Here is a 14,341-nt window from a genome sequence, read left to right as displayed (position 1 = left end):
AACTTGTAGTGTGGGTATAATGAAGTGAGACGTAATCGTGAATAAGGAGGCGAAACATGTATGGGTTCTAGTAAATTTGGAAGATATGTATTAGGCGGCGCATTAATTGGAGCTGCGGTGAGTATGTTAGACAGAGCAACAAGACAACATACGGTCACTACTGCAAGATCATCATATGAAAAAGTATTGTATTACAAAGAAAATCCTGACATCGTAAAAAATGAGTTCCAACAGAAAAAAGAAAAAGTACAAACTCTTGTTGATCAAGTGAAAGGTGATGTGAATTACATCAAATCACAGGTCGATGAAATCAAGACCTTGACTCCGCAAGTGAAAGAAATGTTTGCGGATACAAAAGAAGCGATCTCTGAATCAAAATCAGAGTATGAACAAATCATTGAGGACGATGCAACGGCTGCATCATCTGTTTCTGCGGAAGCAGATGCTTCATTGCCTCCAGCGGTCCAAAAAAAAAACGTAATACCATTAGAGAATCAATAGCAGTAGAATCAGTAAATGAAAGGGGGACACATCAGTTGGATAGACAAAAGAGTGCCCCTTTTTCAGATTCTGAAAATGAAGACGAGTCCAAGAAAGAAAAAGTAAAAGGATTTATTAACGATCTAAAAGATGGAGAAGAAGATGATTTTGATCCGACGACTGCGAGCGGCTTTTTTAAACAATTGATTATCCGTGTGAAAGAATTGGATATTTCAGCAGCTGGTTCGCAGTTAGCATTCTTTTTCCTATTGTCATTATTCCCTCTATTAATCTTTCTTTTCACATTACTACCATACTTACAGTTAGACCAGAGCCAAATCTTTTTGTTTATCCGTGAGTACGCCCCGGAAAGTACTGCTTCTCTAATTGAAGGGACGCTTTCTGAGGTACTAGATAATAAAAGTGGAGGATTACTGTCAGTCGGAATCTTGGCTACAATCTGGTCGGCGTCTAAAGGTATGGGCGCAGTAACAAAAGGATTGAATGATGCATACGAAGTGGAAGATGATAGAAACTTTATCGTTTCTAAAGGATTGTCGATTGCGTTTACTATTATGTTAGTGGCGACGGTAATCATCGCATTAGTGCTACCTATATTCGGTCAACCGATCGGGCAAGTGATCTTCACATTCTTAGGATTGGAAGAAACATTCCTGACCGTATGGAATTTAATACGATTCCTCATTCCGCCATTCCTGATCTTTGCAGTATTCTCTTTACTATACTGGCTAGTGCCAAGTGTGAAGTTGCATTTTAAAAGTATACTTCCGGGTGCTATTTTTGCAACAATAGGATGGATCATTACGTCACTAGGATTCTCATTCTATATTAGTAATTTCGGAAGCTACGCCAATACGTACGGGAGTATCGCTGGAATTATCGTATTAATCATGTGGTTATACCTGTCAGCTATCATTTTGATACTCGGAGGTACAATCAATTCAGTCGTGAAAAATCGTCAAGAACATAACCAACAAATTGTATAAAAAAAAGTGAAGAAAGGGATTTCCCTTTCTTCACTTTTTTTACTCTATTTTATTAAGCATCCGTAAACCGTTTAATATAACCAATATTGTACTTCCTTCGTGTCCAATGACACCAAGAGGTAAATCCACTACTTGCATGAAGTTTGCGATAATGAGGATCGAGATGACGGCTATCGAGAAGAATACATTTTGTTTAACGATTCGTTGCATTTTTCGTGAAAGCTTAATAGCGTATGATAAGCGATTCAAGTCGTTTTGCATGAGTACAACATCAGCTGTCTCGAGTGCCACATCCGTACCTTCACCCATCGCAATACCGGAAGTGGCGGTAGCTAAAGCAGGAGCGTCATTGATTCCATCTCCCACCATACCGACCATACCGTACTTCTTCAATAGTTGCTTAAGCTGAACCACTTTCTCCTCAGGTAGACATTCTGCTACGTAGGAATCCACACCTACTTCGCTTGCGATGGCTTGTGCAGTCTTTTCATTATCACCAGTCAACATGACGGTATGGAGACCTAAAGACTGCAGCGATTTAATCGCAGAAATAGCTTCTTTACGTAATGTATCTTGTAAAGCTGCTAATGCTACAATTCCTTGTTCATCTCTCATGAAAATGACCGTTTTTCCTTCATTCGCTAGTGATACTGCCACATTGTTTTGAAAATCTTCCACTAACTCTTCGCCAACAAATTTCGGTTTACCGATTAGAATGTCCCCTTGATCGGTTTCTGCTTTTATACCAAATCCAGGAACGTCTTCAATATGAAGATTACGTTCAGGTTCTACACCATGCTCTGCAGCGTAATTAATGATAGCTTTTGCCAATGGATGATTGGACAGCGATTCCGCACCTGCAAACAAAGCAAGCGTCTCTTTCATGTCTGCACCTTCACGAACGATGAAATCCATCACAATAGGTTTACCATTCGTCAAAGTACCTGTTTTATCAAAAGCAAATGCTTGCAAGGTACTTAAGTGTTCTAAATGGACTCCGCCTTTAAATAATACCCCTTTTCTAGCACCATTAGAAACAGCCGCTAATGTAGCAGGCATGATCGAAGCCATTAATGCACAAGGGGAGGCGACTACTAGCAAGACGATCGCACGGTAGAAGGATGTAGTCCAGTCCCAGTTAAATAAAAAGTGGGGGAGGAACATCATGATGACAACCGCTGCGAGTACAATCTTTACATAAGATCCTTCAAAGCGCTCGATAAATTGTTGAGAAGGAGATTTCTCGCTTTGTGCGTTTTGCACCATTGTAATAATCTTTTGGAATAACGTTTCGGAACTTGGTTTGGTCATTGTCATGCGGATCGCACCACTAATATTAACTGTTCCTGCAAATAATTCATCATTTTCCTGCTTTGTCACAGGTATAGATTCTCCGTTGATGGCTGACATATCGATCGAAGTGATGCCGCTCAAGATTTCACCATCAACCGGAATTCGTTCACCAGGTTTAACTAGTAATACAGATCCTATGGATAGGGAATCTGTAGATACTTTTTTCTCGCTGCCGTCTTCAAGGATCAACCAAGCTTCTTCAGGTTGCAATTCCATCAAAGAAGATATTTCATTATGGCTTTTATTAAGTGTATAGGTTTCTAGTGCACCGCTAATTGCGAAGATGAAGATCAGGATTGCACCTTCAGCCCAGTATCCGATAATTCCTGAACCGATCGCTGCAAAAATCATGAGCATCTCGACATTCAGTTCCTTGTTTTTTATTGTTTCTTCAATACCTTCTTTTGCTTTAGCGTAACCACCAATCAAAAACGCTATAATATACAGCGTTACCGAAAAGGACTCTGGACCGTTTTTTCCTAAAATCCATGCAGCAAGAATGATAATTCCAGATAATATAGCCGCAATCAGCTCAAGACGTGCAGACCAGTCAATCGTCTGTTCTGGTTGTTCTTTTGCGAGTGATGTCATGTAATCTCCTCCTAATTGATAATGAGTTTCAATTTCAAAGCTCTTATTAAAGCAGGAAAGTCGACTCTACAGTAGTAGAATCGACTTTTCGGGCATTAAAATAGAATGAATATGAAGTTGTAATAGTTATTATCTACAGTATATCATTTCTCAATGAGAAGTGTTACTTAAATGGCTAATTAATGCAAAAGTAATGGATAGTAAATACACAGAGTAAAGTTGACGCAGTGAGTACAAAGGGATTGAAGCTCCGGTTGGGGACGCTTTCCAGGAATGCAAAGGGTTCGCTTGACCGTAATTCTGTATATTTTATAGAAATTAAGGCGCCTGTCCAGGGTCTCAAGATCACTCCAATTCCCTAGGAGTCGCCTCAGCTTCCGCCTGGAACGCAGCGTAACGATGGATAACCGCTGCATCACTTATCCATGCCAATCTATTTATTTACATAAAAAAGCAGCGAATGATAGTTCTCATTCGCTGCTTGCTTATTAGTTAAATACTTTTTCTTTGAACTGAGAAAGCTTTTCTAAAGATGACTTGTCAATATCAGCATGTAAACTGTTACCGTGAGAGTCCATTGTGACGACTGCAGTGAAGTCCTCTACGCGTAAATGCCATAGTGCTTCTGGAATACCGAACTCCAGTAAGTCGACGCCTTCTACCTCTTTAATACAGTCAGCATAATACTGCGCCGCACCGCCTATACCATTCAAGTACACACCGCCATGCTCTTTAAGAGCCGCAAGTGTTCTAGGTCCCATTCCGCCTTTACCAATTACCGCACGGATACCGAACTTTTTCATGATATCACCCTGGTACGGTTCTTCACGCATAGAAGTCGTGGGTCCCGCAGCTTTAATCTCATACTTACCTTCATCATTCTTTAGAACAACTGGTCCACAGTGATAGATGACTTGTCCATTCAAATCAACTGGTGCGTCATTGTCCATTAAGTGCTTGTGGATGGCGTCACGGCCTGTGTACATACGGCCAGAAATTTTCACCACGTCGCCAACATGAAGGTCGCGAACGTCTTCTTCTGAAATGGGTGCTTGCAAGTGTACGATACGTGCAGTGGATTTTGCTTCTTCAGCTGGCTGTTCGAATGCAATTTTCTCGCCTTCATTATAGTGCCAATCCATGATTTCGCCAGTTGTTGCATTGATGTTCACTGCCATACGGCGATATGCCCAGCAGTTATACGCTACAGATACGTAGAAGCTTGCGGGAATGCGGTGCATGACACCGATTTTACATCCTAATAATGTAGCTTCGCCGCCGAAGCCCATTGTTCCGATACCAAGAAGATTGGCTTTTTCTAATACGTACTCTTCCAACTGCGCAAGCTCAGGAACTGGATTAACGTCCGTTACATCGCGGAAAAGTTGTTCTTTCGCCAAGTCATATCCAGATGAACGGTCGCCACCAATTCCGACACCGATAAATCCAGCAGAACAACCTTGTCCTTGTGCCTGGTAAACCGAGTGAAGGATACATTTGCGAATACCGTCTAAATCGCGTCCTGCACGACCAAGACCTTCTAATTCAGTAGGGAGGCTGTACTGGATGTTTTTGTTTTCACATCCGCCACCTTTTAAGATTAATTTTGCTTCTATGTAATCTTCTTCCCATTGTTCAAACTTTACAACGGGCAAGCCAATACCTAAGTTATTGCCGCTGTTTTCACCAGTCAATGAATCTACAGCATTTGGACGGAGCTTTCCTTTTTCCGTAGCTAACCCCAACGCGCGTACAATTGCCGTTTTGATTTCCAATTGGTTTACTCCGATTGGTGTTTTGATCTTGAATGTAGGAAGGCCTGTATCCTGACAAATTGGAGATAGTTTATCATCTGCCATATTGATGTTATTTGCGATCGTATCCAAACTCATAGCAGCGCTTGTTCCTTTGTTTTCTTTTTCCTTTGCGGAAAGGATTGCGCGTCTAACGTCCTTTGGCAAGTTTGTGGACGTTTCACAAACTAGTTCATAAATACTCTTCTCAATTGTCTCTATGTACATCTCAAAATCCCCCGTTAGTATATGTTATTTTTTCGAACTATCCATCTGTTCTTCTAATTCATCGAGTAACATGATTAGACGATCTATATCTTGGAGGTCCGTGTGTTCAGGTTCAATCGCTTCTAATGTTTCGATGAATTGATTGAATCGATTCTTCAGTTCGAAGACTTGTTCGTTATTTTGTGAGTTATCCATACGTACACCTCTTTCTATCATTGATATCGTATACGAAAACACTGTTTTTTTCAATCTGATTTTGTTGTGCGTACTACAAACAACAAATAAAAAAGAAAATAGTAGAAATTTCATTAAAACACTTTACAATTAACAGAATAGTTGTTATAGTAAGTTTAATCAAAAGAAAAGGAGGTCGTAGTTATAGAAACGAATCGAATCCTAGACACATAACAACGAAGGAGGGGATCCGTAACAGTCCAACGGCAGTGAATAGGTTGGATAACTACGAATATAAACATGCAAATTGAAGATGAATCAAATAATTAGAGACCTTATCTGTTGGCAGTAAACAAACAGATAAGGTCTCTCATTTATTGTGTAATTTTATTTCCTTTTTCATATTCCTTCACTAATTGATCTAATGAATGGAATTCATATCCCTGCTTCTTAGCATCTCGAATGAAATCGGGAAGTGCCTCTGCATTATCAGCTGCTACGGTATGCATAAGAATGACAGCGCCCGGGTGTAATTGATTCATCAATTCATTATAGGCATACGCTTTTCCTTTTCGCTGGTCACGGTGCCAGTCAATGAAGGCAACAGACCAGAAAATATGTCTGTATCCCAGTTCGTTCCCTTTTTCTAGTAGCTTCGCATTGAATGTACCCTCTGGTGGCCTTGCGTAGATCGTTCTCTTTAGACCAGTAGTAGCGTATACAATTTCATCTAACCTCTTCCACTCATCTTCCATCTGCTGTTCGGTTATATTGGCCATGTTCGGGTGATCATATGAATGATTCCCAATTCCATGACCATCCTTTACCATACGCTTTACTAAATCACTTGCACTTTTTACATAATGCCCAGTCAAGAAAAATGTGGCGGGTGCTTTCTCTTTTTTTAGTGTATCTAAAATGCTTTCTGTGTATCCGTTCTCGTATCCGTTATCGAACGTTAGATATACAACTTTTTTATCGTCCTTCCCTTTATAGATTGCACCGTAATCATCAAGCAATTTATCCAATTCTGCTCCTGCGGAAGGAGGAACTCCCTCAGTTGCCTTCTTAAATCCCCAATGAAAAGCTTCAGCCTGGACAGTGAAGGGATTCATCACAACGCCAACGATCAGTAAACAAGATGCCAGTAGAAATCCTGACAGATGTTGAGTCATTAAGCATCACTCCTTTTTACTAAGCATGTACCAATCCACTCTTTGTATGTAATGAAATAAAAAATGTCTGTCAAAACGTGAAAACGTCTTAACAAACATTGGATATCATTTTAGTAAATTTTCAAGTGCTGGTCGTAATGAAGGGTAATCGAACGTAAACCCATGGGCTAACAACTTTGTCGGTAGTACATGCTGACCTTGCAAGACGACGATACTTTTTTCACCTAATGCAACTTCCATAGCAAAACTTGGTACTGGGAACCAGTGTGGACGATGCAATACTTTGCCGATTGTTTTGCCGAAAGCGTTCATATGCATCGGACTTGGTGCCACTACGTTAACGGGACCTTCAACATCATTATTCTCTATGGAAAAGAGGATGGCGTTAGCCACGTCTTCAACATGCACCCATGAGAACCATTGATTGCCCGAACCGATTTTACCACCGGCAAATAATTGATAAGGAAGTTTAATAAGTGGAAGTGCACCACCATCTTTACCGAGCACAATACCGAAACGAGTATATACAGTACGTACACCTAATTCTTTCGCTTGCCCTGCGAGATTTTCCCAGTCATGTACGGTTTGTGCGAGAAAATCATCCCCGACTGCAGTAGAATCTTCAGTGTACTCAGCAGTGAGCGATGTAGGATAAATCCCAATAGCACTTGCATTCACTAAAACACGTGGTTTCTCAGGAAGCGTACGCATAATACGCAATACTTCTTGCGTAGCTGTTATTCGACTATCGTGAATCTGCTTTTTTCGCTCTTCCGACCAACGACCATCATCAATTGACACGCCTGCTAAGTTAACAAATGCATCTACGTGCCCCAATTCATTTTCGGGTGAAGCATGATCAGTCAACCATTGAACATAATGAACATCATTATGTTGTGATGAAGGCTTACGCGTTAAAATAATTACTTCATGACCCTTTAGCTTTAATTTCTCAGTTAAGATACTGCCAATGAATCCAGTTCCCCCTGTAATAACCACTCTCATAATGGTTTCCCTCCATTCTCTTGAAAATTAGTACACTATTGCTGACCACCACCGCAAGAAGCGGTATACTTAGACAAAGTAGGTGATGGAAACGTGCCGCTTATTACCAAAATATCACAACAAAAAAGAGATAGCGAACGTTATAATATTTTCCTTGATGATCAATATGCATTTAGTGTCCATGAAACAGTCTTAGTGAAATTTGAACTCACGAAAGGCATGGAATTGGACGATTGGTCTACAGACGAGATTGTTTATTCAGACCAAATTGAAAAAGCATTTAACCGTGCTTTACACTTTTTATCGTTCCGAATGCGAAGTGAAATGGAAGTTAAGAAGAAATTGCTTGAAAAAGAATATGGAGAAGCGGTTGTTCTAGAAGCTATCGTCAAATTAAAACGGCTTGGCTTTTTGAATGATGAAGCATTTTCGGAAGCACTTGTACGCACAGAAAAAAACAGTACGTTAAAAGGCCCGAGAGCTATTCAGCAATCTCTCTATAAAAAAGGTATACCCAAAGAACTGCAAACTCAAGCATTGGAGGAATATACAATGGAAGATCAAATGGCTAATGCCATGAAACTGGCTGAAAAAACGATGCGATCGAATAGTTCACAGCCACCAGCACAAGTTAAGCAAAAAATACAGAATTCATTGGCTAGAAAAGGGTTTTCTTATCAGCAGATTTCGGAAGTTCTCAGCAATTTAACAATCGAGCGGGATGAAGAAGAATGGTCCGACATTACGTCTGCATTCGGTGAGAAAGCATGGAGACGCTACCAAAGTAAATACTCAGGATCCGACCTAAGACAACGTGTGAAGCAATCGATGTATCAAAAAGGTATTCCACTCGGTCAAATCGATCAATTTATTGAACAGAAAAGGAATGAAGAAGATGGATACTGAAAAACATTATAGTGACATGAATGAAAACGAACTACGTAGCGAAATCGGTAAATTGATGGAAAAAGCGCGTAAAGCGGAACAGATGGGGATGCTCAGTGAATATGCTGTTCATCAAAGAAAAGCAGTTCTAGTGCAATCATATCTTGTGGATCCTGCTACGATTAAGCCAGGAGAAATGTACCGAATTGAAGGAGACGATGGTGTGTTCTTTCAAGTGGATTATCTAAAAGGGCTATTCGCATGGGGGTATCGCTTAGGCGGAGACAAAGCTGAAGAGGCATTGCCACTTGCGATGTTGAAAAATATAAAAAGCGGAAAATAAAAAAAGAGCGCTCGTGCGTAATGCACGAACGTTCTTTAATTATTAGGAGCAAAATTAAGTTTTTTACGTAGCTTTTCCTCTGAGAAAATCCATCCAGTATAGGAATTCACTACTTCTAAATCTTCATTGACATGTGCTACCGCTACGAATGGATAGTAACCTTTGCTTCGGTAACGTAGATCTATCAAACGAACTTCGTAAATATCCGCTTCTTCTGAAATTGACCAACGATAGAGAGGCGAAAACGAAGTGAAAGCCTGCATGTTCGGATCTTCTAATGCCGCTTCAACTTGAGGTGACATCGGCATAGTTTCACGTTCGAATCGTTCGTAAATTGTAATGGAACGTCCGTATGCTCGTCCTACATAATGATCAACCTCTGTCGTTGCAGCAATTCGCCACTGAAAGAAGTTCATCGTAGGTGCAGTGAATATATGCGTCGCATTCGGAATCGTCTTCTTTACAGCATTTTTTACTGCGCTCTTTACTGCAAAACGCAATAGGTAATAGAAGAATAAGACGATATACAATATAGACATTGTCAAGACAGGGTCTGTACCGAACACCCACGCCAAGATTGCCACTACATGAAGTCCGAAAATAATCGGATCGAATGTATTGATCACACCTATGGCTACCCACTTTTGTGAGAATGGCCGAAGAGCCTGAGTGCCATACGAGTTGAAAATATCCACAAAGACATGCGTGAATACCGCTAAGAATGTCCATGCCCATACATGAAGGAAAATAGCACCCGGCACAATGAAGGTCAACAGTATGGAGATCAATAACGGCCACAGCATAACCGCTGGAACCGAATGTGTAATGCCTCGATGGTTAGTTAAATAAACTGCGTTGTTTCTAAGTTTCAGAACCGTATCTATATCGGGAATGAGTGAACCAACCATAATACCAGCAAAAACAGCGCCCATCGTGGCAGGTTCAGTTGCTACGACTGAGTCGGCAAGGGCCAATCCACTAATCGCAACACCCATTGCAATATGTGTGCCTGTATCCAAATTATCACTCCTTTACTGAAAGAGTTATATACTACTTATAATTATATACCCTTTATTATCATAACTAAAAGCATTTACATGAAGAAACGAGGTCCATATGCAAATCATTGAACAAAAGAAAGCATTCCAAGATGCATTATTGACTTGGTATGAAGCCGAAAAGCGAGACTTGCCTTGGAGAAGAACCGATAATCCATATTATATTTGGGTTTCGGAAGTCATGTTGCAACAAACACGAGTAGATACCGTCATTCCGTATTATGAGCGTTTCATCGAGAAATTTCCAACTATGCAAGACCTGTCAACTGCACCTGAAGAAGATATTTTGAAAATGTGGGAAGGGCTTGGCTATTATTCCAGAGTGCGTAACTTGCAGTCGGGTGTGAGAGAAGTCGTTGAAACATATGGCGGGAAAGTTCCGAACAATCGTAAAGAAATATCTACGTTAAAAGGAGTAGGGCCTTATACAGCAGGCGCTATCTTGAGTATTGCCTATGGAGTACCTGAACATGCAGTTGACGGAAATGTTATGCGGGTATTGTCGAGAATATTGTTGATTGAAGAAGATATTGCATTGCCCCGTAATAAAAAGTTGTTTGAACAAGCTGTGATGGAATTAATTTCGGAAGAAGATCCCTCTTCGTTCAACCAGGCACTTATGGAACTCGGTGCGACAATATGTACACCGAATCCTCATTGTTTATTATGTCCTGTTAGGGAATATTGCATCGCATTTGAAGAAGGAAAACAACAACAATTGCCAATCAAGATAAAAAAGCAAAAAATGAAGCACGTTTCGCTTGCTGCATTTGCGATTCAAAATAATGAGGGGAATTGGCTGTTACAGAAACGTCCAAGCACCGGATTGCTTGCAAGTCTTTGGGAATTTCCAATGTTTGAACTTCAGGAAACTTCTACAGTCGAAAATTTTGAAAAAGAGAATGGATTGAAATTAAAAAACATGCAGGAGCTACCGCGAGTTCAACACGTGTTCTCTCATATAACTTGGGACATCCATGTATATCGTGCACAATTGGAGAGCGAACATGCGGAAGATGATTTACAGTTTTTCACGAAACAACAAGTAGAAGCACTACCAAAATCAAAACCTGTGCTGAAAATTATCGAGTTGCTGGAATGGTAAAAACTTCTTCATTCACTTTGAATAAAAGTCTAAGCTATTGGACATCATAGTGATTACGGAGGTGAATAATCTATGCCTAAGCAACCAAAGCGTAACGCACAACAAGATCCATCTATGACAGATGCGAATCAAGTGAAGAAACAGAATGCGCAATCTGCAATGCAACAACCGATGAATGAAGAGTTCGCTTCCGAGACGGACGTTAATCAAGTTCGTCAGCAAAACGCGCAATCTGCAATGAACATGCAGTCTTCTTCCGCGACGCAGTCCTCCATGAACGAGGAATTCGGATCTGAAACAGATGTCAATCAAGTGAAACAAGAGATCAACAAAGCAGAAGCTAACAAACAAAAAGCTTCTGGAGCACGTGCGAACCAATATAAAGGTTCAAACTAAGCATGTACATCAAGAACCGGTAGAAATGGCTAACATAAGCCATTTCTACCGGTTTTCTTGCGTGAATAAACGTGCTGTGGACCTAGTTAATTCAATCAATTACAAAATAGATGGTTGAATCGTTTTAAATTTGGGAAAGCAGTTGGTATAATGGACAGATAGCAAGAGCGGCAAGGCTCAAAGGTGGTAGAGAAAATGGCAATTCCAAAAGAAGGAGATACAATACAGATACACAGCTACAAACATAACGGCAAAATTCATCGTGTTTGGCAAGAGACACTTGTATTAAAAGGTACACGGAATATCATCATCGGTGGAAATGAACGTACGCTTGTGACAGAATCGGATGGTCGCACATGGCTGACACGTGAACCATCCATTTGCTATTTTCATGCGGAAAACTGGTTCAATATCATTTGTATGTTACGTGAAGACGGTGTGTACTATTATGTCAACATAAGCTCACCATTCGTTTATGATGAAAAGTCCTTAAAGTATATCGATTATGACTTAGACGTAAAAGTATTTCCTGACATGAGTTACTTGATTCTGGATGAAGACGAATATGCAGATCATAAACGTCAAATGAATTATCCGGAAGTTATCGATCAAATCTTGCAGGATAACTTAACGAAACTCCTTGGTTGGATCAAGCAGAGAAAAGGTCCTTTTGCTCCCGATTTCATTGATGTCTGGACTTCGCGTTATGAATTTTATAAGCAAATCCAAGAAGAACAAAGCTAGACCTGCTTGCACTCGTGCAAGTCAGGTTTTTTTAGTAGGAGGAACAAAATGGGTGAGAGTATTAAACGTTATCTTCAATTTGTAAAGCCTTATAATTGGCAAATTGTCTTCACTGTTCTCATTGGTGTCGTAAAATTTGCTATTCCTTTATTTCTACCCTTATTAATTAAAATCGTCATCGATGACATCATCGGTTCGCCGACGATGAGTGATCCAGAAAAGACTAAGCAGTTATTTTATTGGCTTGGCGGAACAATCATCGTGTTCTTCTTAATCCGTCCACCTGTTGAATATTATCGTCAATACTACGCACAGCTAGTCAGTAATAAAATATTATTCGATATCCGTAAATCACTGTATAGTCATTTACAGAAGCTTGGTTTACGATTCTATTCGAATACACGCGCAGGTGAAGTAATCTCGAGAGTCATCAATGACGTGGAACAAACGAAAAACTTCGTCATGATTGGCTTGATGAATGTCTGGCTCGACTTGGCTACTATTATAATCGCCATAGCAATTATGCTGACACTTGATGTGCAACTGACACTGGTAACATTATTGGCATTTCCATTTTACGCATTTAGCGTCAAGCACTTCTTCGGCAAATTACGCCAATTGACACGTAAACGTTCGCAGGCACTTGCGGATGTACAAAGTTATCTTCATGAGCGCGTGGCGGGTGTTAGTATTATCAAAAGTTTTGCGATAGAAGATAAAGAACAGGAACGTTTCGATGAAGTGAATGGTAAATTCCTAGAGCGTGCAATCGAACATACACGTTGGAATGCAAAAGCTTTTGCGGTTGTCAATACGATTACTGATGTCGCACCACTTCTCGTCATAGGCTATGCAGGTTACCAAGTAATCAACGGTTCATTATCTGTAGGAACAATGGTTGCGTTCATCGCATTTATCGAAAGATTATATTCACCGTTACGTCGTTTAGTTAATTCATCCACATCATTGACGCAGTCATTCGCTTCGATGGACAGAGTATTAGACTTGATGAATGAAAAATATGATGTTGTTGATAAAGAGAATGCAAAAGAGTTACCATCGATTGCTGGAGAGATCGAGTTTGATCGTGTTAGCTTTGCATATGAAGAAGATGAAGTACTGAAAAATATTAGTTTGAAGATCCGTCCTGGTGAAACAGCCGCACTTGTTGGTATGAGTGGTGGCGGGAAATCAACTATTATCAGTTTGATCCCGCGATTTTATGACGTGACGTCTGGTGCTATTCGCATCGACGGCCATGACATCCGCGACGTAAAGGTTAAATCGCTTCGAGATCAGATCGGTATGGTACTTCAAGATTCGATTCTGTTCAGTGATTCTGTCAAAAGTAATATTTTGATGGGGAAGCCAGATGCCACAGATGAAGAAGTCATCGCTGCAGCAAAAGCCGCAAATGCGCATGACTTTATTGAAACATTGAGTGAAGGATATGATACCAGGGTAGGAGAGCGCGGCGTGAAGTTGTCAGGTGGACAGAAGCAACGTATCTCCATTGCCCGCGTCTTCCTGAAAAACCCAGCATTGCTCATTTTGGATGAAGCAACGTCTGCCTTGGATTTAGAAAGTGAAGCGCTCATCCAAGATTCATTGGAACGCTTGGCGCACGATCGCACTACACTAATTGTCGCCCATCGACTATCTACCATTACACATGCGGATTGTATTTATGTAATAGACCACGGAGACTTAAAAGAATCAGGTACTCACCAGGAATTAATGAAACTAGACGGTACATATGCTGGTTTATACAATCGCCAAGAACTTGGTGGATAAATGAAAGGCTCAAGTCAATCGGTGTGTGTTCTATAACGAACGATCTGAGCCAATAAACTTCAATAATTGATAAAAATAAAAAGAGGCTGGGACATAATTAGCCAGAAGTGAGCCAAAAAAGGGTTCGATCATCGGTTTTTGATGATCGAACCCTTTTTGTATAGAAATCCTTGTATGATTTCTATACGTTTACCTCCCTGGCAGTGTACT

The 14,341-nt window shown here is 40.4% G+C and carries 14 protein-coding genes; 8 read left to right on the top strand and 6 right to left on the bottom strand.

Annotated features, from left to right (window positions below; genetic code table 11):
- Positions 1–60: 60 nt before the first annotated feature.
- Complete coding sequence (locus CSV69_RS13395) at positions 61–501, top strand: hypothetical protein (protein WP_085427048.1); 441 nt, start codon at positions 61–63, stop codon at positions 499–501.
- A gap of 35 nt (positions 502–536) precedes the next feature.
- Positions 537–1,487, top strand: coding sequence for a YihY/virulence factor BrkB family protein (locus CSV69_RS13390; RefSeq protein WP_085427047.1), 951 nt, complete (start codon positions 537–539; stop codon positions 1,485–1,487).
- A gap of 39 nt (positions 1,488–1,526) precedes the next feature.
- On the opposite strand, the gene CSV69_RS13385 is transcribed toward CSV69_RS13390, so the two are convergent.
- The 5 genes from CSV69_RS13385 to CSV69_RS13365 all read right to left on the bottom strand — a co-directional run bounded on the left by CSV69_RS13385 (position 1,527) and on the right by CSV69_RS13365 (position 7,806).
- Positions 1,527–3,431, bottom strand: coding sequence for a heavy metal translocating P-type ATPase (locus CSV69_RS13385; protein WP_085427046.1), 1,905 nt, complete (start codon positions 3,429–3,431; stop codon positions 1,527–1,529).
- Positions 3,432–3,919: 488 nt separating this feature from the next.
- Positions 3,920–5,452: a fumarate hydratase gene (locus tag CSV69_RS13380; protein ID WP_099693671.1), complete on the bottom strand. Its 1,533-nt coding sequence runs from the start codon at positions 5,450–5,452 to the stop codon at positions 3,920–3,922.
- A 24-nt stretch (positions 5,453–5,476) separates the two neighbouring features.
- Positions 5,477–5,647 carry an SE1561 family protein gene (locus CSV69_RS17070; RefSeq protein ID WP_099626174.1) on the bottom strand — a complete coding sequence of 57 codons (171 nt, stop codon included), beginning with the start codon at positions 5,645–5,647 and terminating at the stop codon, positions 5,477–5,479.
- A 353-nt stretch (positions 5,648–6,000) separates the two neighbouring features.
- Positions 6,001–6,801, bottom strand: a complete 801-nt coding sequence (locus tag CSV69_RS13370) for a polysaccharide deacetylase family protein (RefSeq protein ID WP_085427044.1) — start codon at positions 6,799–6,801, stop codon at positions 6,001–6,003.
- Positions 6,802–6,906: 105 nt separating this feature from the next.
- Positions 6,907–7,806, bottom strand: a complete 900-nt coding sequence (locus CSV69_RS13365; RefSeq protein ID WP_099693670.1) for a TIGR01777 family oxidoreductase — start codon at positions 7,804–7,806, stop codon at positions 6,907–6,909.
- Positions 7,807–7,899: 93 nt separating this feature from the next.
- Here CSV69_RS13365 and recX point away from each other — a divergent pair, with 93 nt between their 5' ends.
- Positions 7,900–8,712, top strand: a complete 813-nt coding sequence (gene recX, locus CSV69_RS13360; protein ID WP_085427042.1) for a recombination regulator RecX — start codon at positions 7,900–7,902, stop codon at positions 8,710–8,712.
- Positions 8,702–9,034: a YfhH family protein gene (locus CSV69_RS13355; protein WP_085427041.1), complete on the top strand. Its 333-nt coding sequence runs from the start codon at positions 8,702–8,704 to the stop codon at positions 9,032–9,034. The genes recX and CSV69_RS13355 overlap by 11 nt, the downstream gene beginning before the upstream one ends.
- A 35-nt stretch (positions 9,035–9,069) precedes the next feature.
- Here CSV69_RS13355 and CSV69_RS13350 read toward each other — a convergent pair whose 3' ends face one another.
- Complete coding sequence (locus CSV69_RS13350; RefSeq protein ID WP_099693669.1) at positions 9,070–10,053, bottom strand: metal-dependent hydrolase; 984 nt, start codon at positions 10,051–10,053, stop codon at positions 9,070–9,072.
- A 97-nt stretch (positions 10,054–10,150) separates the two neighbouring features.
- Between CSV69_RS13350 and mutY the strand changes: the two genes are divergently transcribed.
- The 4 genes from mutY to CSV69_RS13330 all read left to right on the top strand — a co-directional run bounded on the left by mutY (position 10,151) and on the right by CSV69_RS13330 (position 14,131).
- Positions 10,151–11,197, top strand: a complete 1,047-nt coding sequence (gene mutY / locus CSV69_RS13345) for an A/G-specific adenine glycosylase (RefSeq protein WP_099626171.1) — start codon at positions 10,151–10,153, stop codon at positions 11,195–11,197.
- Positions 11,198–11,269: 72 nt separating this feature from the next.
- The gene (locus tag CSV69_RS13340; protein WP_085427038.1) at positions 11,270–11,593 is read left to right on the top strand and encodes a gamma-type small acid-soluble spore protein; all 324 of its coding nucleotides are present in this window, start codon (positions 11,270–11,272) and stop codon (positions 11,591–11,593) included.
- Between the two features lie 195 nt (positions 11,594–11,788).
- A complete protein-coding gene (ntdP, locus tag CSV69_RS13335) occupies positions 11,789–12,337 on the top strand; it encodes a nucleoside tri-diphosphate phosphatase (RefSeq protein WP_099626170.1) in 549 nt (182 codons plus the stop codon).
- A gap of 48 nt (positions 12,338–12,385) precedes the next feature.
- Positions 12,386–14,131 (top strand): ABC transporter ATP-binding protein, encoded by a 1,746-nt coding sequence (locus CSV69_RS13330; RefSeq protein WP_099626169.1) that lies wholly within the window; start codon positions 12,386–12,388, stop codon positions 14,129–14,131.
- Positions 14,132–14,341 lie beyond the last annotated feature (210 nt).

The sequence above is a fragment of the Sporosarcina sp. P26b genome (genome assembly GCF_002743245.1).
Classification (GTDB): domain Bacteria; phylum Bacillota; class Bacilli; order Bacillales_A; family Planococcaceae; genus Sporosarcina; species Sporosarcina ureae_C.
The sequence above is the reverse complement of the archived record's forward strand: the minus strand, read 5'-3'. Positions and strand labels throughout refer to the sequence as shown.

Bases quoted from the DNA above. Each gene is read 5' to 3' on its own strand.
- CSV69_RS13395 (WP_085427048.1), top strand. From the start codon at position 61: ATGGGTTCTAGTAAATTTGGAAGATATGTATTAGGCGGCGCATTAATT.
- CSV69_RS13385 (WP_085427046.1), bottom strand. From the start codon at position 3,431: ATGACATCACTCGCAAAAGAACAACCAGAACAGACGATTGACTGGTCT.
- CSV69_RS13380 (WP_099693671.1), bottom strand. From the start codon at position 5,452: ATGTACATAGAGACAATTGAGAAGAGTATTTATGAACTAGTTTGTGAA.
- CSV69_RS17070 (WP_099626174.1), bottom strand. From the start codon at position 5,647: ATGGATAACTCACAAAATAACGAACAAGTCTTCGAACTGAAGAATCGA.
- CSV69_RS13370 (WP_085427044.1), bottom strand. From the start codon at position 6,801: ATGACTCAACATCTGTCAGGATTTCTACTGGCATCTTGTTTACTGATC.
- CSV69_RS13365 (WP_099693670.1), bottom strand. From the start codon at position 7,806: ATGAGAGTGGTTATTACAGGGGGAACTGGATTCATTGGCAGTATCTTA.
- CSV69_RS13355 (WP_085427041.1), top strand. From the start codon at position 8,702: ATGGATACTGAAAAACATTATAGTGACATGAATGAAAACGAACTACGT.
- mutY (WP_099626171.1), top strand. From the start codon at position 10,151: ATGCAAATCATTGAACAAAAGAAAGCATTCCAAGATGCATTATTGACT.
- CSV69_RS13340 (WP_085427038.1), top strand. From the start codon at position 11,270: ATGCCTAAGCAACCAAAGCGTAACGCACAACAAGATCCATCTATGACA.
- ntdP (WP_099626170.1), top strand. From the start codon at position 11,789: ATGGCAATTCCAAAAGAAGGAGATACAATACAGATACACAGCTACAAA.
- CSV69_RS13330 (WP_099626169.1), top strand. From the start codon at position 12,386: ATGGGTGAGAGTATTAAACGTTATCTTCAATTTGTAAAGCCTTATAAT.